The following is a 26,625-nucleotide window of genomic DNA, read 5'->3' as shown; positions in this document are numbered from 1 at the left end:
GTTAACTGGTGTAACGACAAAACTGGCAGTTTTAACGCTTGTTTTTCTAACTTTTGGCCGCTCTGAGCAGATTTTCGGGACAGCCCATCTCTAAAGAAAATATAAAACTGCATTTGAAAAAAGCTGGAAATCCTGTAACAGTTAACTGATGATTGCCTACTCCCTTTAATGATGCTTAGAAAACCAGGAAATTGCTGGCAGTTAAAGCTAAATTTGGAGAAAGTGTCGCAATTTGGCTGGCTGCTGTTGTTCCTGTACCGTCAATGTCGTACCATAATTGACCATTACTGGCATTATAAATAAAACGATGAGCAGAAGTCGTCGCTGATGTTCCGGTAGTAAACTGGGTGTTTAGTAAAGTACCAACCGTTAAACCGCCACTAAATCCACTCCGAGATACCAAAATCGTGTCATCTAGCACATTAAAGTCGGCAATCGTGTCAATGCCTTCCGTGCGTGAGTTATAGCGGAAGAAATCACGGCCACTTCCTCCCGTCAAGCTGTCATTTCCTGTCCCTCCTATAAGAGTATCATCGCTATTTCCGCCGAGTAGGGTATCATTTCCATTGCCCCCATTAAGGCTATCATTACCATCCAACCCAGAGAGAAGATTGGCACCTGAATTTCCGGTTATCACATTATTGCCATTGTTCCCCGTGCCATTAATCGCTGTACTACCTGTTAAGGTCAGGTTTTCAAGATTATTGGCCAAGGTATAAGTAATGGAAGCGGAAACCGTATCTGTTCCTGCACTATCAATAATCACATCGTTGATATTATCAATAGTATAAGTGTCATTACCTGCTCCTCCGTCTAGGGTATCTACCCCTGCTTTGCCGTCTAATGTATCGTTCCCTGCATCGCCTAGGAGGTAGTTATTGCCGTTATTGCCGATAATTGTGTTATTAAGGCTGTTTCCTGTGCCATTTAAGTTACCATTCCCAGTTAAGGTTAGATTTTCTAATCCCGCTGCTAGGGTATAAGTAATGGAAGCGGAAACCGTATCTGTTCCTGCACTATCAATAATCACATCGTTGATATTATCAATAGTATAAGTGTCATTACCTGCTCCTCCGTCTAGGGTATCTACCCCTGCTTTGCCGTCTAGTTTATCGTTCCCTGCATCGCCTAGGAGGTAGTTATTGCCGTTATTGCCGATAATTGTGTTATTAAGGCTGTTTCCTGTGCCATTTAAGTTACCATTCCCAGTTAAGGTTAGATTTTCTAATCCCGCTGCTAGGGTATAAGTAATGGAAGCGGAAACCGTATCTGTTCCTGCACTATCAATAATCACATCGTTGATATTATCAATAGTATAAGTGTCATTACCTGCTCCTCCGTCTAGGGTATCTACCCCTGCTTTGCCGTCTAATGTATCGTTCCCTGCATCGCCTAGGAGGTAGTTATTGCCGTTATTGCCGATAATTGTGTTATTAAGGCTGTTTCCTGTGCCGTTAATGGCTGAATTACCTGTTAGGGTCAGATTTTCCACTAGGTTAGGTAAAGTATAAGAGACACTCGCATAAACTAAGTCCGTTCCGCCTGTACTACCTGTAACGGTTTCTAGGACAAGATCTCCACTATTATCCACATAATAGACATCATTGCCATTGCCTCCTTCGAGAGAATCCGAACCCAGTCCTCCATTTAGGGTGTCGTTTCCGGCTAATCCTTGTAGGGTGTCGTTTCCGTCTCCACCGACAAGATTGTCATTGCCAGATGTGCCTGTAATGAGTATCCCTTCCGTCACTTGGTTGACGGTAATGGTAAAGGTATCCTCAATAAATAAACCTTTCGATGTTCCTCTGATGGTAATTTGAGCCGTTCCAAACTGATTTTGGAGATAATCTAGGATTAATTGGTTATTAACGATAGTTGCTGTCACCAAGCTAGTATTTGTGTTGGATAACACACTCTTGGTAATTGCATCTCCATCGGGGTCACTAAAGACGGTGGTTAAATCAATAACCGTATTAGCTGCATCTTCGTCAACATTAACATCTGTAATCGGATTGAGGACGGTTGGTGGATTATCGACTATACCGACATGACAACGAAAGTATCGTCAACAGTTTTACCGTTGGATGTTCCCCGAATTGTCAGATTAGCTGTCCCAGATTGATTGTCTTGGTAGTCAAGGGTTAATTGATTGTCAACGATGGTAGCGGTGACTAATCCAGGATTGTCATTGACGAATACTGATTTGACAATTAAAGTCGGGTCATTATCAATATCAGTGAAGACGTTGGTTAAATCAATGACGGTATTGGCTGCATCTTCGTCAACATTGACATCTGTAATCGGATTAAGGACAGTTGGTGCGTCATCTACTGGGTTAACTGTAATGACGAAAGTATCGTCAACAGTTTTACCGTTGGATGTTCCCCGAATTGTCAGATTTGAGCTGTTCCCCAGATTGATTGTCTTGGTAGTCAAGGGTTAACTGATTGTCAACGATGGTAGCGGTGACTAATCCAGGATTGTCATTGACGAATACTGATTTGACAATTAAAGCGATGTCATTATCAATATCAGTGAAGACGTTGGTTAAATCAATGACGGTATTGGCTGCATCCTCGTCAACATTGACATCTGTAATCGGATTAAGGACAGTTGGTGCGTCATCTACTGGGTTAACTGTAATGACGAAAGTATCATCAACAGTTTTACCGTTGGATGTCCCACGAATTGTCAGATTAGCTGTCCCAGATTGATTGTCTTGGTAGTCAAGGGTTAATTGATTGTCAACGATGGTAGCAGTGACTAATCCTGTATTATCGTTGGTCAATACTGATTTAACAATTAAAGTCGGGTCATTATCAATATCAGTGAAGACGTTGGTTATATCAATGACGGTATTAGCTGCATCTTCGTCAACATTGACATCTGTAATCGGATTGAGGACAGTTGGTGCGTCATCTACTGGGTTAACTGTTAAGTTAACTTGAGCAGAATTGATACTATAAACACTCCCATCAAACCCGTTCCAACTAAAACTGATATTCCCGTTAAAGTTAGTATTGGGACTAAAAGTGAGATTATTTAAGTCGCTGACAGCAATTTCTTGACTGAGTGCAATTGCTGTATTATTCAGTTGGAGAACACCGTTATTAGGTAAAGCAGTAATCTGGATTTTAACGAGAGTATTACCATCAGCATCATTGAAAGCTGAAGTAAAATCACTTTGGCTAAAGTTGATGGGGTTATCTTCATCCCCACTCTTATTAATGTTATTCAGAGTTGGCGGTTGATTGCTGGGAAGTTGCTGATTACCGAAGTTAATTCCCGTTAGTATCTGTCCCGCAGTCAGGGTGACATTATGAACTAAACTGACGGTATTAGTGACCGTGTTGGAACCATTATTATTGTTATTTCCTGGGTTAACTAAATCTGGATTAGAATTACTGTCATTGAGGTTGAGTATGTTTTCTGCTAAAGCAAGTGCATTGATTCGAGGATAACTGATTCCTGTATTGGTAACGTTATCGTTTTCGTCATCCCCATCAATAATTAAATTGCTAGTTGTGTCTAATAAGGTACGGAATTCAGTTAAGGTTAATTCCCGTCCTAAATAAGTTTTAGCAATCTGTTGGGAAAGGGTAGCAATTGCGCTAATGTAAGGCACGGCTTGAGATGTGCCACCCATGGTAATTGTCCCGCCAGTTGCATTCGCGCCACTGATTAAAATTCCTGGAGCAAATACATCTAAAATTGGATGGCGTTGGGAGAAACTGGCAATTCGGTCTGCCGCAGTTGTATAATCTTTAGCACCATTACTAAAGCTGCCAGAACCGAAATCATCGGCCCAAACTGCACCGACTGAGATAACATTAGGGTCTGCTGCTGGATAGGCTAATCCAGGACTGCTATTAAAGGTGTAGAAACTGTTACCCGCTGCTGCTGCTATGAGAATATTTTGTCCGGCAATGGCGGCTAATTCATCGCCAATTCCATAGCGTCCGGTGGCGGTTGTCCAGTTTTGATTATCTCCTAAAGAAAGGTTGACAGAGGTGACATTATATGTGTTGGCATTTGTATTAACCCACTGTAATGCTTCTTCTAAGTCAGCAAAGTACCCAGAACCGTTATCTTTAAAGACTTTGAGTATAATTAAGTTAGCGTCGGGAGCAATTTGCGAGGCGATGCTGGCGATGTGGGAACCGTGATTGTTTTTATCACTAGCATCAGCATCATTATCAGCAAAGTCGTATTGATAGATAATCTTGTCAGCAATACCATTATTATTAGCATCGACACCAAAGAGCGGATGATTTAAGTCTGCACCTGTATCAATAATAACGATGCTTTCTCCTTGTCCTTTGATGTTAGTAAAGCGGGAATCTGACCAAAAATCATCAAGGTTAATTAGATTGGTGGCGTTACTATTTTGAGAAGTGGAAAGGGTGTTACTGGGATTTGAGATAGGCGGTGTGATTGGATTATTATTGGGAGATTCATCATCGAGAATAGTGACGGTTGCTTGACTTTGATTACCAATGATTGCGCCGTTTGTCGGGTTGGTTAGATGAATTGTAAAGTATTCGTCTCCCTCAACTTTATTGTCGTTGCGAATGCGGATGGCGTTGGGATTATTTAAGATGGCATTTTGGACGGGAATGACTTTACTGATTTCGTTTTCTGTGAAAGTAATGGTAATGGGACTATAGTTAAAGTCGTTATTTATCGAACTAGCGGCGCAACCGCATCCTTTGGCGGTTCCATCGGTAAAGGTGAGGGTTGCTGTGACTGTTTCTGCGAGATTTCCGCTGCGGTTGATGATAATTTCGGTAATGGCGGTTCCATCTTCTTTGACTATGTAGTTGGCGGTGTTGAAGTTGAGTTGGGTTTCAGTGTTTGTCGAGGTGGGAATGAGGTCTAGGGTGGGAATTGTCAGGGGAATATTCGCAGCGGTGGTGGTGATATTGAGGATGGGATAGGTTTGTTTCCATCCGTTTTGAACGACTTGTGCGACGTTATAATTACCTGGACGCAGGTTATTGAAGGTATAGTCACCGTTGGCGTTAGTTTGAGTTGTGGTTTCTCCGGTATCTAGTTGGTTGTTGTTGTTGCTGTCTAAGTAAACTGTCCATCCTGATAGATTGGGTTCGTTGTTATTAACGGCATTGCCATCAATATCGTTCCAAATATTGCCTTTTATTTCAGCATCGTTGTCTTGAATATTGACAATAACATTAGGAAGGGTTAACCCGTTGTAATTGGTGTCTGTACTGCTGATATTGTGGGTAATGGTAGCAGTATGATTCCCTTCTGTTAGGGTGTCATCTACTGCGGTAATGGTGATGTTTTGGGGAGTATTCCAGTTGGTTGTAGTGAAGGTAAGGGTAGTTGAATTGAGGGTAATTTGATTGTTACCAGTTAGGGTGATGGTAACGTCGTTGGTGGGTTGGGTTTTTAAGACGAGGGAATAGGTGTCAGTGTTACCACCTTCGGTGACGGTTGTGTTTCCTCCGGTTTGGGTTAAGGTAATTCCAGGTGTGGGAGGGGAAGTAATGATAAAGTTGGTGTTTTTGGCTGCGTCTCCGCTGTTTCCGGCGTTGTCTTGTATGGTGGTTGCGTCAACTTTTAGGTTGTAGATTCCTGGGGTATTGGTTAAGTCTCCTAAGCCATTAATCCGATAGGTTGTACCTGAGAGATATTCAACGGTTACGGTATTGGGTAGGGTGAGGGTGACACCATCACGGGTGAGGGTAATATCACTTTTATCGAAGGTGTTGATGTTTATTTGTTCGGAGAATTCAAGGTCAATACTGTTAATTGCGTTGGCGCTTGAGGTGGGGACGTTGAGGAATTGGGTAAGGACTGGTTGGCTGATATCTGCGAAGAGACTGAGGGTTGTACTACTGATGTTTCCTGCGGTATCTTGTAGGCGGATTTCTATATCTCTAGCACCAGGTGAGGGAAGTGGTAAACTACCACTAAATTCGCTTCCTGTTACGGTTGCTTGTTGTAAGAGAGTATTAGTAGTTTTGTCGTAGAAGAAGACTTTTAATCCGGTTTCTCCTAAGTCACCGCTAATGGTGGGATTGGTTGTATTAATGCGCTGTTGTCCTGATACAGTTAAAGGCTGTAGGGGCGCAATGCTTGCGCCCTCAGCAATGTTTGCACTCTCAATATTTATCCCTGAAGGGGTGAGGGGATTTGTGACTGTAATGTTAGTAGGAATTGTGGGTGCGATGGTATCCATTATCCAGGTTTCGGACTGGGTTCCATTTCCTGAATTACCAGATAAGTCTTGGATTCCACTACCGTTAACTGTCAGGTTGTAAGTTCCATCGGTGGCGGTTAATCCACTTAATCCATTGATACGATAGGTGGTGTCATTGATGGCGGTGATGGTGACAGTATTGTTAATTAAATTAGTTCCACTATTGCGGGTGAGACTAATATCTTGCCAAGTGAAGGTACTGAGGTCAATTTTTTCGGAGAAAGTGACGGTTAAAGAGGGAACTGGTTGATTGCGCGGGTTGATTAATAGATTGACAATATCTGTTACTACTGGTGGGGTGGTGTCTGCATTACCGCCAGCCGTTTTCTCCCAGGTTTCTGTTAGTGAACCGCTACCGAATTTACCGATGGTGTCTTGGATTCCTGTGGCGTTGACGGTGAGGATATAGTCTCCGTCGTTGTTGGTTAGGGTGTTTAATCCGCTGATTTGATAACGGGTGGGAGAGAGGGAAACAATGGTGACGGTGGAGTTGATTAAGTTTGTGCCATTGTTGAGAGTTAAGCTTAAGTCGTTGTAATCGAAACTGCTGGCTTTAATGGCTTCAGAAAAGTCAACGGTAATGGCGTTAACAGCCGTAGAGATAGGGTCGGGACTAACATCAATAATATCGGTGATAGTGGGTCCGCCAGGGGTATAAACAACCGTGTAGGTTTTCGTTCCTCCTGTGGCGTTATTGTCAAGAAAATGTAAGATATTTTCATAAATTGGACGACCTGTCGCAGGGAAAGTTCGGTCAGTTGTCCAAATATTATCTAACCCAATTTCTGTACCATCAGACCGCAAGATTTTAACGATATCGTATTGACTGTCACTGGGTTCATCTAAGCGGAAGTAAGTCCAGCCATTTTCGACGGTGGCGCTAATTTGAACGGTTAAATCATTGAGGGTTGGGGGTGCGTCAAGGGTGGCGTTTTTGACGGCTTTGACGGGTGCTGTTCCCCCACTGCTGAAGTAGATTATATCGGGGGTAAATTGTGCGTCAAAGGTTTCGTTAACGAGGAAGTCGGGTAGGTTGTCGGGGTTAGAATGATTGACTTGGACTGTGTGAATTAATTCGTGGATTTTGACTTCTTTGATGAGGGAGAGTTCGGCTTTACCAAGGCTGTTAATATGCTCAAAGGTGGCTTTGTAGTCGATGAATTTTCCTTGTAGGCTGGATTTTAGTAACCAGTCAGCGACGGCGGTTTTTCCGGCTTTGATGTCGCCAAAGTTGACGGTTAGGGAGGGGGTTACGCCTTGTCCGTTGACTTCGGAACCGATGATTTGAAAGTCTATTAGTAAGCCTTTTTCGTTTTCGACGATTTTGGGTTGACCGGAGGTGATTTTGAGGTTTTTCGCGTCTCCCTTTCCTTCATTTCTGACTAATACAGCGAGGGAGTAGGGGACGGATGTTTCAACAATGTCGTCGGTGAAGGGGTCATCGGCGAATACATCTCGTTGATGGAAATAGTCGAGGTAAAGTTCGGCTTGGGGATAGACGGTTACAGGACTGGATAGTAGGGGGACGGTGATAGTTTTGCCGTTTTCGAGGTAGGAAAGGGTTCCACCAATACTGTATTGGGTTGGAATTTCTGGCGCGGCTAAATTGGTGGGAATAAAAGTCCATTTGGCGCTACCTATTCCTTCATTTTGGGGTGTGTTGGGGTCGTTTCCGGTTAAGATTCCTGTTCCGTCAACGGCGGTAATATTGCTAAGAATGGGGTCAGTAATGCCAAATAAGTCGTTGACAATATTGCCGTTTTGGTCTTTGATTTGGAGGATAACGGAGAGGTTGGTTAGGTTGGTGGGGTTGCCGTTTTCTATTTCTAAATTACCAAGGAAGGCAGCGCGGGTCATTACTGCTTCTTGGTCGATTTGGATTTTGACTTTGGCGCAAACTCCTGATTGTTGCTTATTGTATTCATTTACTAAATTTAAAGCTTTTTGATAAAGGATATTATCCAGTTTGCTTAAACTTTGAATCACATCTTCAGGTGTTGCTGTTTCTGATATTTCTAATCCTAAATCACTAAAAGGTATAATGCTATTCGTTTGAATTTGATTCTCTTTTAAGTCATCTGGAGTAATTTTCTCTCCTGTTAACAGATCATAGCCAATCTCTACGACAGTGGTACTAGCATCATCAAAGGGACTATATACATAACCAAATAAATCGACAAATGCAGTCAGATTAAGATCGGCATTGGTATTTAAAAACCAGCCCTTTTGCTTGGAATACCCAAAATTTACAGACGCATTCCCAAAAATCCCGCCCTGCGCTTGTGCTGTTGTATCAACAACTGTTTCAATCTCACTTTGAGTTTCAAATACAACCGCACGAACTTCAACTTCTAAGTCTAGTCCTACATTTAAGTCTATGCCGATTGTACCATCTACACTAATCTCATTATCTTCAAAGTTACAGCCTGAATTATATGAAGCATTGACATTAACAGAAGGTTTAGTGGTAATTGCTAGAAAAGTTTCCCCATCCAGTTCAATTTCTTTGATTAATCCCCCTAGTCCTTCTAAGTCAAATTCAAGATCGATCTTATCGTCAAAATTGATTTCAAAATCTGGACCAAATTTTGCTTCTGCTGTGACTCCTGCTGTAGCAAAAAACTCCACTCCTATTTTTTTGTTTTTATCACAACAAAGTTTTCCTCCTGCTTCTGCTTCTACACTTAAGTCAACTTCTATCCTTTTTTTCATTAAAGTATTAAAAACTTGTTCACCTGTTTCGATCCAAGGTTCTAAATACTCAGAAGCATCAATGGTAAATCCTAAATCTGGAACCTTACAATCGGGATCGGGATTAGGATTAGGATTGGGATTAGGATTAGGATTGGGATTAGGATTGGGATTAGGATTAGGATTGGGATTAGGATTGGGATTATCTGGATCGATGTTACAAGGATTCTTCGCATAAATGATTGGAGTAGAGGAATAAATACCACCGCCGCCAATACCACCGCCGCCAATACCACCGCCGCCAATACCACCGCCGCCAATACCACCGCCGCCAATACCACCACCAGCACAATTTCCTTCTACATTATTAAAGGCGATGGTTGTCGATTTTTGGACATCATTTCCCCCACAAGGATAAGACCAACCAAGAGAACCAAGAGAACCAGAAATTGAACAAGGAACTGATGGTGTCGCCAGAGTTGAAAGTTCTCCAGCACTACTTGCTAAAGTATCAAAATCAGCAATACGGGTAATTCTGACAGGAATAGTTAGAGAACTTTTTGCGGCTAACCCATCAAAATCATTAATTAACGGCTCAATTTTATAAAAAGGATGTTCACCAAAATTTAACTTAATATCATTGGCTGCAATTAACCCATGATTAGTCACAGTCATGTTAATTTGTGTGACTTGACCAACCACTTGTAAATCTTTTAAATCGATTAAAGGCGGGTCAATCGTTACTACAGGAATTGGAACATCAGTTTCAAACGTCGATTGAACCGTAATAATATATCGATCTTCAATTTCTGTCGGTGTTACTGTCCAGGTATATTTAACTGTTTGTCTTGACAAAAATGCCTGAATATCCTCTGTTTCTCCTGCGCTGACATAAATATTCTGCTCATAAGTATCATGGTTGTCAGCAGTAATCCGCAGTTTATAATACCCTTCTGCTAAATCAGTTTTAGACAATATACCATCGGCATCTTTTTCTGAGGAAATAACGGTTCCTGTAAAGGGATCTAATAGGGTAATTGTCGCATTTTCTAAACGAGGTGAACCTTCTGCAAAGAAGAATAATTCATCGACAACATTAATATTAAGATTACCTTTCGCTTCCGAAATCGCTCGGAAATTAAACGGTAAACTTAAGGATGCTTCATCCCCAGAAATAACGACATTTCCGTTATAAACCGTTAACTCTTGCGTTGTTGACGGTTGTAATAGTAAGGATACTTTCGTTGATTGACCAGGATTTAAAGACGGTAAAGTAACCGCAGAAGCAGACTTTAACCAAGACGCTTCAGGAAGCAGAATATTTAATTGTCCTGACGCAACCTCACCTTGATTACTAACCGTAAACTCGACTATCGTTTGACCTCCCCGCAACATCGAAGCTTGTAAGCTGCTGGTATCCGCAACTAAACGGGGTAACAGTCGCGCCACATCTACCCTTACTGGTAAAGTTGCGGTAACTCCTTCAGTGGTACTTAATCCAAGACCAAAATTGTAATAACTCCATTTATCATCAGGGACATTAATACTGTAATTGACCGTGATTTCTTCATTACCACCTAAGCTTGTTTTCTCTGGGGTGACATTAACTGTCCAATCACTCGGTGCACCATTGACAGTAGCAGTTAATCCTGATAATCCTATATTACTCAGGTTTTGTAATTTAACTGACCCATTAAAGGTAGTTCCTTCGGTGATGCGTTGGGAAACCTGGGTTAAGAATTGGTCATTTTGTTCAAACCGCATTCCCAAGAGAGTAAAACTATCTTCTGGGTTGCTATCTTCTGCTGCAAATCCAGGGAAATAAGCGTTGATATTATAAGTTCCTGCTTCTCCTGTTAAGGGAGTAAATTGACGGACAAAATTACCATTTCCGTCAGTAAACGCATCAAACTCTCGGATATTTCCTTTGTTTTCTACCCGAACTTTGACAAATTCATAAGCTACAGGAGAATTATTACTATTACTTAATGCTTGTCCCCGTAAAGTAACAGGATTACCCGCAATCGCAGTTTCTGTATCAGTATAAACCGTACCACGATAAGCCGGTGTTACTGTCACTGGGGTAATCGTTGTATTATTGCTTTCCCCAATTGCTACTCCTTCATTAACGGTATTTCCGTTATCTGTCACCCCAATTAGGTAATATTGTCCGGGATTACGGGGAGCAAAATAGGTGACTGTGCGATTGTATGATGTTCCGGGTAATAGATTGGCTGGATTTTCTGTACTTCCTAAGCCAAATTCCCCTAATAAGGTGTCATTTGCATCTAGCTTATTGTCAGTTGATAAATAAATTCGGTCTTTCCAACTTCCCGTCGCAGCGATAATCCCGTTGTTAGCGACTGTGTAGGTAAATTGGGATTGTTTAGTTGTATAAGTTGGGGAGATTCCTTGTAATTGAGTGACGACTAAATCGGGAACATTAATATCAGTGATTTCTAAGCTGTCACTCCCACTATTTAACCCTGTTGCTGAAGCAGTAATGGTAACGGTTTGGCTTCCATCATTGATTCCGTCACTGACTCCCGTAATGGTAAAACTTGCAGAAGTTTGTCCCGCAGCAATTGTCACTGTATTGGGAACAGTTGCTTCAGTGGTATCGCTGGAATTGAGAGTAACGGTTAAGTCACTGCTGGTATTAGTATTGCGGGTAATGGTTGCTGTTGCTGTTCCCGTTTCTGAGATAACATCTTTGTCAATAACGACTTTTAAACTGGGACTTTCGTTATCAACGATATTAATATTAGTGGTTGCGTTTCCTGTATCAGTTGCTAAGTTTGTCCCCGTATAGGTAGGTTTGGCGGTGATGGTAACTGTTTGATTTCCGTCTAAAGCAGTATCGTCAATTGCTGATATTTCAAAGGTAGCAGAAGCTTGTCCTGCTGCGATGGTAACGCTTGTGGGTACAGTTGCTTCAGTGGTGTCACTGCTGCTGAGTTGGACAACTAAGGGGGTTGAAGTGATGACATTGCGGGTGACAGTCGCGATCGCTTTTCCGCCATTTTCGTTAATATTATTAGAGTCGAGAGTTAGGCTGAGGCTAACTGCATCATTGTCGATTACTGCTAAGGTATCTGAACCACTGACAAATCCTTGGGATGTAGCAATAATTGTATAGTTTTTCGGTAGTTCAATTAAGGTATCATCAACTGCGTTCAGGTTAAAGTTAACTGAATTTGCACCTGCTGGAATAGTCACAGTATTAGGTACAGTAATTTGACTATTTTCACTATTAACTAAGGTGACAGTTAGGGGTTCGTTGGTGTCGGTATTTCGAGTGACTGTTCCCTGAATGGTGTTACCTTCGGTGACTTGTTCCCCAGTAATGTTAACGGTTAAGGTCGGTTTGAAATCGTTGTCGATAATACTGACAATTGCGCTGTTTTGTGATCCGATTGTTACGCCGTTGCTGGGATTAGATAGACTCAGATTGATGGTTTCTGTTGCTTCAAAGATACTGTCATCAATGATGGGGATGGTAACGGTTTTCGCTGTTTCCCCATTGGCGAAGTTAACTGTAATTGGTGTGTTATTGTAGTCACTTCCTGCTGTGGCTGTTCCATTTGTGAGGTTAACTGTGACACTAACTGCGCCATCACTTCCATTGGTACGGGTCAAAGTTACAGCAGTAACCGGAGTTCCATTCTCATTAACTGAGTAAGTAGCATTACTAAATTGAATAACCCCTGGTACTGCGTCATTATCAATGATACTGAGGGTGGCGGTTTGCTGGGTTCCTAATGTTGCGCCACCTGTGGGATTAGAGATAGTTAAGTTGACGGTTTCTGTTGGTTCATAAATGGTGTCATTATTGATAGGAATGGTGACAGTTTTACTGGTTTGTCCATTAGCAAAGGTGACAGTTATGGGTGTATTAGTGTAATCGTCTCCTGCAATTGCACTGCCATTACTAGGGGTTAGGATAACGCTAACTTCCCCGTCACTTCCATTCGTGCGAGTTAAGGTGATATTCGCTGTCCCATTATTTTCGTTGACGGTGTAGTTAATGTTATTGAGGCTAATCCTTCCCGGTTGGGGTAAGTCATCGTTAAGAATGGTTAAAACTGCTGTGGTTTGGGTTCCTAAGGTTGCGCCACCCTGGGGATTAGAGAGAGTTAAGTTAACGGTTTCGTCTGCTTCAAATTGGCTATCGTTAACAATGGGAATAGTAACAACTTTTGAGGTTTCACCATTGGCAAAATTAACGGTAACTGAGGTATTGGTATAGTCATCGGGACGGGTTGCTGTACCATCGCTTAAGCTAATGGTAGCACTGACAGCACCATCACTTCCCCCAGTCCGGTTAACGGTGACAGCAATGATAGGTGTTCCATTTTCATTAATACTATAATTAGCTTGAGAGAAGGCTAAAATACCAGGCACTACATCATTATCAATGATGTTTAATACTGCTGTTGTTTGTGTTCCTAATGTTGCGCCACCTGTGGCATTAGATAGGGTTAAGTTAACCGTTTCTGTGGGTTCATAAATACTATCATCAATAATAGGAATAGTAATAGTTTTGCTGGTTTCTCCTGGTGCAAAAGTGACAGTAATGGGAGTATTATTGTAGTCACTTCCTGCTGTTGCTGTGCCATCATTAAGGATGATAGTAGCACTAACTTCAGTTTGTACTGCACCATTACGAACCACAGTAACGGCAACAACGAGTGTACCATCTTCTATGATGGGGAATTGTGGGTTACTAAAGGCGATTTCGTCTTTGGCGGTGACAAATGCACTGGAGTTGATGTCTAATCCTGTGACTCCTTGGATAAGAGCAATAAGTTCATCAGGTTCGCTGTTGGGTTTATCGACATAAATGGCAGTTCCTGAGATGTTATTGATAGTAGCAGTGGTCAGTCGATAATTGCTTTTTGCTCCGTTGAGTTGAATAATGTCTTGAGTGGGGTTAAAGTCAGTGATGCGTGCGTAGTCAGAAGTTCCAGCAATGGTAGTGTTGCGGTCATCGTAGTAAATATTGGCAGCATCTCCTAAAATAAATGTATCCGTCCCATTGCCTCCTGCAAGTATATCTATTTCATTGAGTCCGGGGTTTAGGTTTTTAGCGTTTACTCCTGAGAGGATATCATTGCTATCATTCCCAGTGAGAGTATCATTTCCCGCACCGCCAATCAGGGTATCATTGCCACTAAATCCTCTCAAATCATCATTAGAGGAAGTGCCGGTAATATTTACCAGTTCGATATTGGGATAATAAAGAAGATCGCCTCCAGTGTTGCGATTACGAATATAAGTAGTAAAAGCAGTATTTTCAATCCCTGAAGTTAAATTAGTTGCGTTAGTATAATCAACAATTAAAGTATCGGTTCCTCCATTACCGTTAACATCTACTCTAGTATTAGTAGTTAAAGCAATACTATTATTGAGATTGATTACATCATTACCACTCCCCGTCGTCAAGGTATTAACTTTTTCAAAATTCTTAATTTCAACGTCACCAAGTCCCTGTAATTGAGAGGTGCTAGAAACATTCAAACTAAAGTTTAAATTAGCCGTCACACTACTTAAGTTAAGAGTGAGAGTATCCGTGCCTTCGCCTCCATCTAAACTATCTCCACTTCCGCTAGTAATGATGTCATTAATAATGTCATCTCCCGCACCGCCAATCAGTTGATCGTTCCCCTCATTCCCAGTGAGAGTATCATTTCCCGCACCGCCAATCAGGGTATCATTGCCACTAAATCCTCTTAAATTATCACTATAGGAAGTACCGGTAATATTTACCAGTTCGATATTGGGATAATAAAGAAGATCGCCTCCATTGTTGCGATTACGAATATAAGTAGTAAAAGCAGTATTTTCAATCCCTGAAGTTAAATTAGTTGCGTTAGTATAATCAACAATTAAAGTATCGGTTCCTCCATTACCGTTAACATCTACTCTAGTATTAGTAGTTAAAGCAATACTATTATTGAGATTGATTACATCATTACCACTCCCCGTCGTCAAGGTATTAACTTTTTCAAAATTCTTAATTTCAACGTCACCAAGTCCCTGTAATTGAGAGGTGCTAGAAACATTCAAACTAAAGTTTAAATTAGCCGTCACACTACTTAAGTTAAGAGTGAGAGTATCCGTGCCTTCGCCTCCATCTAAACTATCTCCACTTCCGCTAGTAATGATGTCATTAATAATGTCATCTCCCGCACCGCCAATCAGTTGATCGTTCCCCTCATTCCCAGTGAGAGTATCATTTCCCGCACCGCCAATCAGGGTATCATTGCCACTAAATCCTCTTAAATTATCACTATAGGAAGTACCGGTAATATTTACCAGTTCGATATTGGGATAATAAAGAAGATCGCCTCCATTGTTGCGATTACGAATATAAGTAGTAAAAGCAGTATTTTCAATCCCTGAAGTTAAATTAGTTGCGTTAGTATAATCAACAATTAAAGTATCGGTTCCTCCATTACCGTTAACATCTACTCTAGTATTAGTAGTTAAAGCAATACTATTATTGAGATTGATTACATCATTACCACTCCCCGTCGTCAAGGTATTAACTTTTTCAAAATTCTTAATTTCAACGTCACCAAGTCCCTGTAATTGAGAGGTGCTAGAAACATTCAAACTAAAGTTTAAATTAGCCGTCACACTACCTAAATTAAGATTGAGAGTATCAGTACCTTCTCCTCCATCTAAACTATCTCCACTTCCGCTAGTAATGATGTCATTAATAATGTCATCTCCCGCACCGCCAATCAGTTGATCGTTCCCCTCATTCCCAGTGAGAGTATCATTTCCCGCACCGCCAATCAGGGTATCATTGCCACTAAATCCTCTTAAATTATCACTATAGGAAGTACCGGTAATATTTACCAGTTCGATATTGGGATAATAAAGAAGATCGACTCCATTGTTGCGATTACGAATATAAGTAGTAAAAGCAGTATTTTCAATCCCTGAAGTTAAATTAGTTGCGTTAGTATAATCAACAATTAAAGTATCGGTTCCTCCATTACCGTTAACATCTACTCTAGTATTAGTAGTGAAAGAAACACTATTATTGAGATTGATGACATCATTTCCACCGCCAGTAGTAATAGCATTAACTCTTTCAAAATTCTTAATTTCAACGCTACTAATTCCCTGTAATTGAGAGGTGCTAGAAACATTCAAACTAAAGTTTAAATTAGCCGTCACACTACCTAAATTAAGATTGAGAGTATCAGTACCTTCTCCTCCATCTAAACTATCTCCACTTCCGCTAGTAATGGTGTCATTAATAATGTCATCTCCCGCACCGCCAATCAGTTGATCATTGCCCTCATTCCCAGTGAGAGTATCATTTCCCGCACCGCCAATCAGGGTATCATTGCCACTAAATCCTCTTAAATTATCATTAGAGGAAGTACCGGTAATATTTACCAGTTCGATATTGGGATAATAAAGAAGATCGACTCCATTGTTGCGATTACGAATATAAGTAGTAGAAGCAGTATTTTCAATCCCTGAAGTTAAATTAGTTGCGTTAGTATAATCAACAATTAAAGTATCGGTTCCTCCATTACCGTTAACATCTACTCTAGTATTAGTAGTGAAAGAAACACTATTATTGAGATTGATGACATCATTTCCACCGCCAGTAGTAATAGCATTAACTCTTTCAAAATTCTTAATTTCAACGCTACTAATTCCCTGTAATTGAGAGGTGCTAGAAACATTCAAACTAAAGTTTAAATTAGCCGTCACACTACCTAAATTAAGATTGAGAGTATCAGTACCTTCTCCTCCATCTAAACTATCTCCACTTCCGCTAGTAATGATGTCATTAATAATGTCATCTCCCGCACCGCCAATCAGTTGATCGTTCCCCTCATTCCCAGTGAGAGTATCATTTCCCGCACCGCCAATCAGGGTATCATTGCCACTAAATCCTCTCAAATCATCATTAGAGGAAGTACCGGTAATATTTACCAGTTCGATATTGGGATAATAAAGAAGATAGACTCCATTGTTGCGATTACGAATATAAGTAGTAAAAGCAGTATTTTCAATCCCTGAAGTTAAATTAGTTGCGTTAGTATAATCAACAATTAAAGTATCGGTTCCTCCATTACCGTTAACCGTATCAATTCCCAACCCAGGATTTAGAGTATCATTACCATCCCCACCATTCAAAGTATCATTACCATCCCCACCATTTAAAATATCATCTCCTCCCAATCCGCTTAGGCTATCATTGCCGCCTAAACCATCAATTGAATCATTATCGTTTGTCCCGATAATCGTATCATTCCCATTCGTTCCTGTAAAATTAGCCATCTCTATCTCAATATTCACTCCATTAATCCTAATAAATCCGTGATCATATTCCGCTTTCAACTGCGCCAACGCCTCATCAGACAAACTCTCTCCCATCACCAACGCTGCAAAAATCCTTCCCTCATCTCCCGCCGCATCTGTCGAATTAATCTGAGCATCAATAAAATGTCCATATTCCTCCAACAACACCCATACCAGCGCCGCTTCACTCGCAGTCGCCAAAAAGCCTTCAGATAGGTAAATCTTATTATTGCTGGCTGCATAAGCACCATTAGCCGCCCCCAAAACCTCGCTACCCACTACCTCAATACTGGGAAAATTGCCGAAATCTCCCTCTCGCCACTGATTCCGTAGGGTGGTGGACTTAGCTACATCGTAATTCTCGCCAAAGACTGTCGAGAAAACCTCCTCAAAATTGGCAGCATTAGAAAATTGAAAAAGATAGTTAAAAACCAGCGCTAGTGGAATTTGGCGGGAGGTAGTAATCATTTTTTGCTCCTAATTTCTGGGGTTCTCAAAAATGAATTTAAGGAGGTTTATGCTTAGGCAATTGCTTGAGCAACCAGGTCAATCAATGGATTAAGGGATAATCTCGATCGCAGTAGCTTTGCTCTAGCCCACTGGAATTATTTAGTACAAATGCACTATTGCAGACGTTTTAAGCGTTCTTGGAGAATTTGGGCTTGTTTTTCGGCCTCTGCTAAAGCTTGCTTCGTTTTTTGGATTAAAGCTTCTGGAGCTTTTTCGACAAAGCTAGGTTTATTCAAGCGATCGCTCAAACTCTTGATTTCCCCTTCCACTTTAGCTAAATTTTTCGCTAATTTCCCAGCCAATACCGATATATCAACCAATCCGGACAGGGGGATGAGGATTTCTACCGTAGCGACAACACTGGCGATCGCTTGATTGACTTCCTCGGTTAATTTGGCCGTCAAAATTAAGTTTTCGATCTTAGCCAAGTCTTTTAAGTACACTTGTCCGCGTTGCAGAATAGCTAATTCTTGACTGTTTTCTGTCTGTAAAATTGCTGTGATCGTTGCCCCCGGTTTAATCCCCGCTTCGGCCCGCAAATTACGCAACACCCGAATACTTTCAATTAATAACTCAAAAGTATTTTCTAAATCTAGATCGATCAGAGAACTATCAGCTATGGGATAGGTTTCTAAAGCCAAAACCTGCTGATTTTCTTGGGTTAAATGATGCCAAATTTCTTCGGTAATATGGGGCATAAAGGGATGTAATAATTTTAATGTTCCTGCCAAGATAAAAGCCAAAGTTTGGCGGGCCGTGGCACAAGAAACCGATTCTTTATCCTTCCATAAACGAGTTTTTACTAACTCGATATACCAATCACAGAAATCGCGCCAGATAAATTCGTATAGACCTTTTGCCGCTTCCCCCATGCCATAATTTTCTAGATAATCTCTAGTTTTTTGCACTGTTTGATGATAACGAGATAAAATCCAGCGATCAGATAATTCTAAATTTTCTAAAGCTGGTTCTCCCAATTCTTCTGGGGTTTTTCCCTCCAGATTCATCATCACAAAACGGGAAGCATTCCAAATTTTATTGGCAAAATTTCGGGCAGCTTCTACGGATTCCGATTCATCGGTTTTGCGGTTGTATTGCAGACTGATATCCTGTCCTGCTCCTGCCACTTCTCGAATTAAGGTATATCGTAAAGCATCGGTTCCATATTTATCAATTAAAATTAGGGGATCGATGCCGTTATTGGCAGATTTAGACATCTTTTTGCCGTTTTCATCCCTAACTAAACCGTGAATATAGACATCTTTAAAGGGCATTTGTCCCGTAAAATAGCCCGCCATCATCGTCATTCTTGCCACCCAGAAAAAGATAATATCAAAACCGGTGACGAGGGTTGTGGTGGGATAATAGGTGTCTAGATCAAGGGTTTTTTCTGGCCAACCCATGGTCGAAAATGGCCACAATCCCGAGGAAAACCAAGTATCTAAAACATCGGGGTCTTGTTGAATAATTATATCCTCTCCATACTCTTGTTTAGCCATGGCTAAAGCGGAGGTTTCATCCTGAGCAACGACGAAGGGAGTATGGTTAGTAATTTCGTTATTAGTTTCACTGATAATATACCAAGCGGGAATTTGATGACCCCACCACAGTTGTCGAGAAATACACCAATCTTTTAGCTTAACTAACCAATCGCGATAAACTTTTGTCCATCTTTCTGGCACAAAACGGGGTGAGTTTTCCTGATCTAAATAGGCTAAAGCTTTTGTGGCTAAAGGTTCAATTTTAACGAACCATTGGGTAGATAAAAGGGGTTCCACTGGAACTTTACCTCGATCGCTATAGGGAACACTATGGCGATAGGCTTCAATCTTAACTAAAAAGCCGTCTTCATCGAGTTTTTTAACGACATTTTTGCGGGCAACAAAACGATCTTGACCCGCGAATATTCCGGCATTTTCGTTTAAACTGCCGTCTAAATTCATGATATTAATAAAGGGTAAATTATGGCGTTTACCCATCTCAAAATCCTTGGGATCGTGGGCTGGCGTAACTTTAACGCAACCGGTACCGAATTCGGGATCGACTAATTCATCGGCAATAATGGGAATTTCTCGTCCCATTATCGGTAAAGTGACGGTTTTGCCGATTAAATGGCGATAACGGGGGTCTTGCGGGTTGACAGCGACACCAGTATCACCGAGCATGGTTTCGGGTCTTGTGGTGGCTACTTGAAGATAACCGCTACCATCGCTAAGAGGATAGCGAAAATACCAGAGATTTCCCTCAATATCCTTGTTTTCTACCTCTAAATCGGAAACGGCCGACCGGGATTCGGGACACCAGTTAACTAAGTATTGACCGCGATAGATTAATCCGTCCTCATAAAGTTTAATAAAAGCAGTACGGACAGCATGGGAAAGTCCCTCATCCATGGTGAAACGTTCCCGCGTCCAATCGACGGATACCCCCAAGCGTCGCAGTTGATTAACAATGGTACTACCAGACTCCTCTTTCCATTGCCAAGCGCGTTCGAGGAATTTTTCCCTTCCTAGTTGGTAACGGTCGGTTTTTTCGGCTTTTAATTGGCGATCGAGTATTGCTTGTACTGCAATACTCGCGTGATCCGTACCGGGCAGCCAGAGGGTATTTTTGCCGGTCATGCGCTTGTAGCGAACAAGTGTATCAATCAAAGCACTCTCGAAAGCGTGACCCATGTGGAGACTACCGGTAACATTGGGAGGGGGGATGACTATACAGTAGGTTTCGCCGCCTTTTTCGGGGTTTGCTGTAAATATTTCTTGATTTTCCCAATATTGCTGCCATTTCGTTTCTGTGATCTTGGGATCGTATTGCTTCGATAGTTCCGAGGTCATGATGGGGGGATTCTACAATTCTTAGTTCTTTGTCAATTGTCCCACATTTGGGAGAGATCAAATTCCTATTTAGTTGCTGGCTAAAAAATTTTCAATAGTCCTATTAAGATAGCTGTTATCTTTTGCTGGGGTAAATATGGCTAATGTCTCTCACCAGTATAATAATTGCTATAATCAATTGAGAGAGCGAATCAATAAATTATGACTATAGCCACAGATAAAATTACCTATAGCTTTGCCGAATATTTACAACTAGAGGAAACGGCAGCCTATAAAAATGAGTATCAAGATGGAGAAATCGTACCGATGACAGGAGGCACTACCGAGCATAATAAAATTGCTCTCAATTTTGCCGCTTATTTAAAATTTGCCCTCAAAGGACAGAAATATAATATTTTTATCGGTGATGTGAAATTATGGATAGCGCAATATCGTCAGGCAACCTATCCCGATGTGATGCTAATTGAGGGTGAACCGATTTATTATGAAACCGGCAAGACAACTGTCACCAATCCCAGATTGATAGTAGAAGTCCTCTCAAAATCAACTCAAAATTATGACCAGGGCGATAAATTTCTCTATTATCGTTCGCTGCCGGAATTGCAAGAATATATTCTGATTAGTCAAAGTAGTCCCTATATCATGCAGTATAACAAAACTGAAGAAAATAAATGGTTATTAACGGAATACGAGGGCGAAAATGCTAGTTTATCTTTAACTTCTGTCAATTTTGCTCTCAGTTTTCAGGAAATTTATGAAGGAGTTACTTTTAATATAATCAATGATTAAACCAGTTGTTTCAACAAGCTTAAGTTAACCAAAAAATCAATCAATTATGACCATAGCAACAAATAAAATTACCTATAGCTTTGCCGAATATTTAGAATTAGAGGAAACGGCAGCCTATAAAAATGAGTATCAAGATGGGGAAATCGTACCGATGACAGGAGGCACTACCGATCATAATAAAATTGCAGGTAATTTTTACTTTTATTTACGCCTAAAGTTACCCCAGTCTAACTATAAAATATTTATCGGTGATGTGAAATTATGGATAGCGCAATATCGTCAGGCAACCTATCCCGATGTGATGCTAATTGAGGGAGAACCGATTTATTATGAAACTGGTAAGACAACTGTTACCAATCCCAGATTAATAGTAGAAGTCCTCTCAAAATCAACTCAAAATTATTACCAGGGTGATAAATTTCTTTATTATCGTTCGCTGCCGGAATTGCAAGAATATATTCTGATTAGTCAAAGTCGTCCCTATATCATGCAGTATAACAAAACTGAAGAAAATAAATGGTTATTAACGGAATACGAGGGAGAAAATGCCAGTTTATCTTTAACTTCTGTCAATTTCGCTCTCAGTTTTCAGGAAATTTACGAAGGAGTGATATTTAACGATTTGCCTTGAATTTTCGTTTTTTTGCCAGTATTCTCGCCAAGAAAGTCCAGAAATCGATCTCTATAGGCCTAATTTCGCCGCTAAAGCGATCGCTACTGGGAAAATGCGATGTTCTTGCACTTGAATGCGTTCGTGGAGACTTTCGGCAGTATCATCGGGGAGAATGGGAACCACTGCTTGCATTAAAATTGGGCCACTATCTACCTCTGCGCGAGCGATATGCACAGTACATCCGGTCACTTTTACCCCTGCCGCTAAAGCTTGTTCCACGGCACGCACACCTTTAAAACTGGGTAGTAAACTAGGATGGATATTGATCACGCGATCGGGAAAAGCATCCAGTAACACCGGGGTGACAATTCGCATCCAGCCCGCCATAATTACCCATTTTACGCCGTATTCTTGGAAAGTTTTGACTATAGCCCGATCGAGTTCTTCTCTGGGTTTAAATTGACGATGATCGAGGAAAACCGCGGGGATATTGTAGTCATCGGCTCTTTCTTTTACCTTGGCATCGGGATTATTGTAGATGAGGACAGGAATCCGGGCATTGAGTTGTTTTTTGGCGATCGCTGCTGCCAAAACAGCAAAATTGGAACCACTACCAGAAGCCATCACTCCTAAAGAGAGGGTTTCCTCTAGGGGAATATCGGCCAAACTGAGATCGGGAGAAATTAAACTTGGGGAAATTGTCATCATATTTTATAAGCGAGTTCGAGTGCATTACAAAAGCTATTGAGGCGATTCAGCAAAGCATTATAGTAAGAATAAGCATCATCCCGTTCCTCTTGGAGATAGGCATACAAGGTTAGCTCTGGCTCTGAAGCTAGGTGATTTTTAGGGATATCGAAACCGACTTCCGTTAGGCGCGTCGCAGCGATCGCAACTAGCAGCGCCCCAATGGTATTGGACTCACCATTGTGAAGATCTCTCAGTCCGGGTAAGATGATCTCGGCCCCTGGCAACTCATTGAGATTCATGATTGTTTCTCCTCTGGTGGATATTGAAAACGTTCAATCAAGTTCTCGACTCTGCTTCTGGTGCACATCTGGGTTAAGGGAGGGGAATCGGATTAGTTCCGGTGCAATCGCTTCAAAGCATTCCCCTAGCTCATTCAAAGAGAATAATTTGTGTTCGTACATAGCTTCAATATCTTTCAAGTCACGGTCAAAGCCTCTCGATAGTTTAGAAAGAGCTTGGGCTGTAAAATCATAGTGATAGAAAGAGATTTGACCTCGTTTGCCAATGAATACGCTTCGATCGCGCCATCCCGGAATAGGGGGCAGAAAATCCTGCGGAGATGCCAGTTCAATGTTGATGTTCAATTCTTTTTTCAGCTTGGCGATCGCTTGAAAAATGCCCAGTGGTTCTGGATCTAGACGGATATCCACATCGACTGTGGAATTGCGCCATCCCACCAGTAAGGCACTCGCTCCACCTGTAAAGTAGATAGTGCCTGAACCCTGAGCTTCTTTACCTAAGATTTGCATTAGGCGTTCTAACTTCTGAGCGTCAACGTTTGCACGCATTTTTTTGCCGTGATTATCTGCCTCAAGTTACGAGTTTGGTTTAACGCCTACTCAAAAGTAAATTGTACGCCATTCTGAAAGGCGTGATATTTTTTGCCGTTATCTTCTACTATTTCACCGACACCGAGAGCAAAAACTTGTCCTTTTTCGGGAACACCGCACCTAGACCATTGACTGCCCGAGTTGCTTTTATATCTACATTGTTTGGACGTAACTGGAACAAAACATTCACGAAATGGATTCGAGGGGTTAAAAAATCCAAAACTTCCAGATATTGAAGGAGTAACACGATAAGCAGTTTTTCCGTTAAGATTCGTGTACTGTTCACACCGATAAATTGTTTTGGCCTGAGCTAACGAGGAGGTACTTAGTTGACTGAAAAGAAGAAGAGAAGGAATCAACATCAGATGTCGCATTTTCATGAGCATAACCTCGTTTAATCGCGTTGTTTCAAACCGGTTTCAATAGCGGCAATTACTGTTTCTATGACTTTAACGCGAGCGAAATACTTATCATTTGCCGCCACGATCGTCCAAGGGGCGACGGGGGTGCTAGTGCGGGCTACCATGTGATTAACTGCCACATGATAGAGGGGCTGTTTTTCTCGATTGCGCCAATCTTCATCGGTGAGTTTATGCTGACGATAGGGGTTAGTTTGGCGCTCGTTGAAGCGATTTAACTGTTCTTCGGGGCTGATATGTAACCAGAATTTGACTAAAACACAGCCTGAATGGGTTAATTGTGCTTCAAATTCGTTAATTTCTTGATATGCCCGTCGCCACTCCATATCTTTAGCGAATCCTTCCACTCTCTCCACTAAAATCCGTCCATACCAACTGCGATCGAATATACCGATAGTTTTGGCTGCGGGTAATTTGCGCCAGAAGCGCCAGAGGTAATGATAGCGGTGTTCTTCCTCCGTCGGGGCAGCAAAGGCAATCACCTGATAACTGCGAGGATCGAGGGTATCGGTTAAGCGTTTGATCGCCCCTCCCTTGCCGGCGGCATCCCACCCTTCAAAAAGGACTAAAACGGGGATATTTGCCTGAAAAATCTTTAATTGCAGTTTTCTTAATTCTACCTGTGCCTGACGCAAACGGATTTTATAGTCTTCTTTTTCCAATTTGGCACTTAAATCTACTCTTGCTAGATAATCGGGTTCTGTGGGCAGTAATTGGGCTTGGGGTGGTAGATTGACAGGAGGTTCGATCGGTAATTGGCGCTGATCCAAAGCTTGAGCGATCGTACCAACTAATTGGGAGAGAACTTTTACCCGGGCCCAACGTTGACAGTTGCCCTCCACCAATGTCCAAGGGGCGGCCCCCGTGCTAGTGTAGGTAATCATTTCCTCGGCTAAACTGGCATACTCATCATAACGTTTGGCCTGTTGCCAATCTTCTGGACGCACGCGCCAAGATTCTAGTTCATTTTCGGCGTATTCTTTGATGCGTGTCTTTAATTCCTTTTGACTGAGGTGAATCCAGAACTTAGCGATCGCAACCCGATCATCAAATAATTGTCGCTCAAAGGTGTTGATATCGCGCATGACTAGCGGAATCTGGGAGGAGGGCAATTTGTTTAAGAGTCTATCCTCTAGTAGATGAGTGTACCAACTGTGATAAAAAATGCCGATACTGCCTTTTGCTGGCAGTTTTTGCCAAAATCGCCACAAAAACGGGTAACTTTCCTCTTGGGGGGAAGGGGTTAAAATGGGATGGACGGTAAAACCGCGAGGATCCATATAGTTAACCATTTTTTTGACTAAAGTTCCCTTCCCTGCCGCCGCCCAACCTTCCAAAACCACCACCACGGGTAATTTACATTCCCAACAGGACTTCTGTAGCGATCGCAGTTGTTCCATTAAATCTTTAATTTGTGATTGATAAGTTTCTTTGTCAAGGGAAAGAGATAGATCGAGGGGACTTAACATGATGGTCAACTCAAAGCAAAATTAGGGTATAAAGTTATAGACAAGTCAATTTCAAATAGGTATGATCGCGTGTCTCAAGTTAAACCTACCATTCTCGTTACTGGCGGTGCGGGTTATATTGGTTCCCATGCAGTTCTAGCACTCAAAAATGCTGGTTATTCCGTCATCGTACTCGATAATTTATCCTACGGTCACGCCGAAATCATTAAGGATATATTAAAAGTTGAGTTAATTGTCGGTGATACCAGGGATCGATCACTGCTGGATAATTTATTTGCCAGTCGTGATCTTGCCGCCGTCATGCACTTTGCCGCTTTTATTGCCGTGGGGGAATCGGTCCAAGAACCAGCTATTTACTATCAAAATAATGTTAGTGGCAGTCTGACTCTTTTGCAAGCGATGATCGCCGCCGATGTGAAGAAATTTGTTTTTTCTTCCACCTGTGCCATTTATGGAATGCCGAAAGAAATTCCGATGACGGAAAGTCATCCCCATCATCCCCTCAGTCCCTACGCTGCCAGTAAGGAAATGGTGGAACAAATTCTTAGGGATTTTGATCCAGCATATGGTTTTAAATCGGTTGCTTTCCGTTATTTTAATGCTTCAGGAGCCGATCCCAGTGGTTTATTAGGGGAAGATCACCAACCGGAAACCCATTTAATTCCCCTGGCTTTATTAACTGCCCTGAAAAAACGGGATTCCCTGTCAATTTTCGGCACGGATTATGATACTCCCGATGGTACTGCTGTTCGCGATTATATCCATGTTAATGATTTAGCACAGGCTCACGTTTTAGGCTTAGAATATCTCTTAAATGGTGGCGAAAGCAATGTGTTTAATTTGGGCAATGGTAACGGTTTTTCCGTGCGTGAAGTGATTGAAACAGCGCAAGCGGTAACTGGTTTAGATATTCCCGTCATCGAAAGTCCCAGAAGGGCAGGTGATGCTCCCATTTTAATCGGCAGTAGTGATAAAGCTAAACAGGTTCTCGGTTGGCATCCCCAATATGCCGATCTCAAGTTAATAGTTGAACACGCCTGGAATTGGCATCAAAAAAGACACGCTTAACAGCGATCAAGTGCTAAACTTTAGTATTATCAGATTGAACAATTCTATCAGTCGATAACAGTAAAAAACTGCTAGAGGCTGATAGTTTACCG

At 41.6% G+C, this 26,625-nt stretch carries 12 protein-coding genes; 3 read left to right on the top strand and 9 right to left on the bottom strand.

The genetic code is table 11. From position 1 onward, the window contains the following. Nucleotides 1–175: 175 nt before the first annotated feature. From GQR42_RS16515 to GQR42_RS16465, 4 genes are all read right to left on the bottom strand, one after another. Nucleotides 176–1,912 (bottom strand): calcium-binding protein, encoded by a 1,737-nt coding sequence (locus GQR42_RS16515; RefSeq protein WP_199273199.1) that lies wholly within the window; start codon nt 1,910–1,912, stop codon nt 176–178. Nucleotides 1,913–2,037: 125 nt separating this feature from the next. Next, nucleotides 2,038–2,436, bottom strand: coding sequence for an Ig-like domain-containing protein (locus GQR42_RS16510; RefSeq protein ID WP_158200776.1), 399 nt, complete (start codon nt 2,434–2,436; stop codon nt 2,038–2,040). Further along, a complete protein-coding gene (locus GQR42_RS27845) occupies nt 2,369–17,719 on the bottom strand; it encodes a Calx-beta domain-containing protein (RefSeq protein WP_199273198.1) in 15,351 nt (5,116 codons plus the stop codon). The genes GQR42_RS16510 and GQR42_RS27845 overlap by 68 nt, the downstream gene beginning before the upstream one ends. A gap of 155 nt (nt 17,720–17,874) precedes the next feature. Further along, complete coding sequence (locus GQR42_RS16465) at nt 17,875–20,595, bottom strand: valine--tRNA ligase (RefSeq protein ID WP_158200775.1); 2,721 nt, start codon at nt 20,593–20,595, stop codon at nt 17,875–17,877. A 201-nt stretch (nt 20,596–20,796) separates the two neighbouring features. On the opposite strand from GQR42_RS16465, the gene GQR42_RS16460 reads away from it, so the two are divergent. After that, nucleotides 20,797–21,384, top strand: coding sequence for a Uma2 family endonuclease (locus GQR42_RS16460; RefSeq protein WP_158200774.1), 588 nt, complete (start codon nt 20,797–20,799; stop codon nt 21,382–21,384). A 46-nt stretch (nt 21,385–21,430) separates the two neighbouring features. Beyond that, the gene (locus tag GQR42_RS16455) at nt 21,431–22,015 is read left to right on the top strand and encodes a Uma2 family endonuclease (RefSeq protein WP_158200773.1); all 585 of its coding nucleotides are present in this window, start codon (nt 21,431–21,433) and stop codon (nt 22,013–22,015) included. 51 nt (nt 22,016–22,066) lie between these two features. Here GQR42_RS16455 and purN read toward each other — a convergent pair whose 3' ends face one another. The 5 genes from purN to pap are packed head-to-tail and all read right to left on the bottom strand — an operon-like array spanning nt 22,067 to nt 25,465. After that, nucleotides 22,067–22,705 (bottom strand): phosphoribosylglycinamide formyltransferase, encoded by a 639-nt coding sequence (gene purN / locus GQR42_RS16450; protein ID WP_158200772.1) that lies wholly within the window; start codon nt 22,703–22,705, stop codon nt 22,067–22,069. Further along, nucleotides 22,702–22,986, bottom strand: coding sequence for a hypothetical protein (locus GQR42_RS16445; protein WP_158200771.1), 285 nt, complete (start codon nt 22,984–22,986; stop codon nt 22,702–22,704). Before GQR42_RS16445 ends, purN begins: the two co-directional genes overlap by 4 nt. Before the next feature lie 33 nt (nt 22,987–23,019). Then, nucleotides 23,020–23,535: a DUF6036 family nucleotidyltransferase gene (locus GQR42_RS16440; RefSeq protein WP_233271042.1), complete on the bottom strand. Its 516-nt coding sequence runs from the start codon at nt 23,533–23,535 to the stop codon at nt 23,020–23,022. Between the two features lie 47 nt (nt 23,536–23,582). After that, entirely contained in the window at nt 23,583–23,957 is a 375-nt protein-coding gene (locus GQR42_RS16435; protein ID WP_158200770.1) for a hypothetical protein, read from the bottom strand. A 14-nt stretch (nt 23,958–23,971) separates the two neighbouring features. Next, on the bottom strand, nt 23,972–25,465 hold the full coding sequence (gene pap / locus GQR42_RS16430; RefSeq protein WP_158200769.1) for a polyphosphate:AMP phosphotransferase: 1,494 nt from the start codon (nt 25,463–25,465) through the stop codon (nt 23,972–23,974). A gap of 69 nt (nt 25,466–25,534) precedes the next feature. On the opposite strand from pap, the gene galE reads away from it, so the two are divergent. Continuing rightward, on the top strand, nt 25,535–26,533 hold the full coding sequence (gene galE / locus GQR42_RS16425; protein WP_158200768.1) for a UDP-glucose 4-epimerase GalE: 999 nt from the start codon (nt 25,535–25,537) through the stop codon (nt 26,531–26,533). Nucleotides 26,534–26,625 lie beyond the last annotated feature (92 nt).

This window comes from Microcystis aeruginosa FD4 (assembly GCF_009792235.1).
GTDB lineage: Bacteria > Cyanobacteriota > Cyanobacteriia > Cyanobacteriales > Microcystaceae > Microcystis > Microcystis viridis.
The sequence above is the reverse complement of the archived record's forward strand: the minus strand, read 5'-3'. Positions and strand labels throughout refer to the sequence as shown.

Excerpts from the sequence above, each read along its gene's own strand:
- GQR42_RS16435 (WP_158200770.1), bottom strand. The coding sequence starts at position 23,957 with ATGAAAATGCGACATCTGATGTTGATTCCTTCTCTTCTTCTTTTCAGT.
- pap (WP_158200769.1), bottom strand. The coding sequence starts at position 25,465 with ATGTTAAGTCCCCTCGATCTATCTCTTTCCCTTGACAAAGAAACTTAT.
- GQR42_RS27845 (WP_199273198.1), bottom strand. The coding sequence starts at position 17,719 with ATGATTACTACCTCCCGCCAAATTCCACTAGCGCTGGTTTTTAACTAT.
- GQR42_RS16465 (WP_158200775.1), bottom strand. The coding sequence starts at position 20,595 with ATGACCTCGGAACTATCGAAGCAATACGATCCCAAGATCACAGAAACG.
- GQR42_RS16455 (WP_158200773.1), top strand. The coding sequence starts at position 21,431 with ATGACCATAGCAACAAATAAAATTACCTATAGCTTTGCCGAATATTTA.
- GQR42_RS16440 (WP_233271042.1), bottom strand. The coding sequence starts at position 23,535 with ATGCGTGCAAACGTTGACGCTCAGAAGTTAGAACGCCTAATGCAAATC.
- GQR42_RS16460 (WP_158200774.1), top strand. The coding sequence starts at position 20,797 with ATGACTATAGCCACAGATAAAATTACCTATAGCTTTGCCGAATATTTA.
- GQR42_RS16445 (WP_158200771.1), bottom strand. The coding sequence starts at position 22,986 with ATGAATCTCAATGAGTTGCCAGGGGCCGAGATCATCTTACCCGGACTG.
- purN (WP_158200772.1), bottom strand. The coding sequence starts at position 22,705 with ATGATGACAATTTCCCCAAGTTTAATTTCTCCCGATCTCAGTTTGGCC.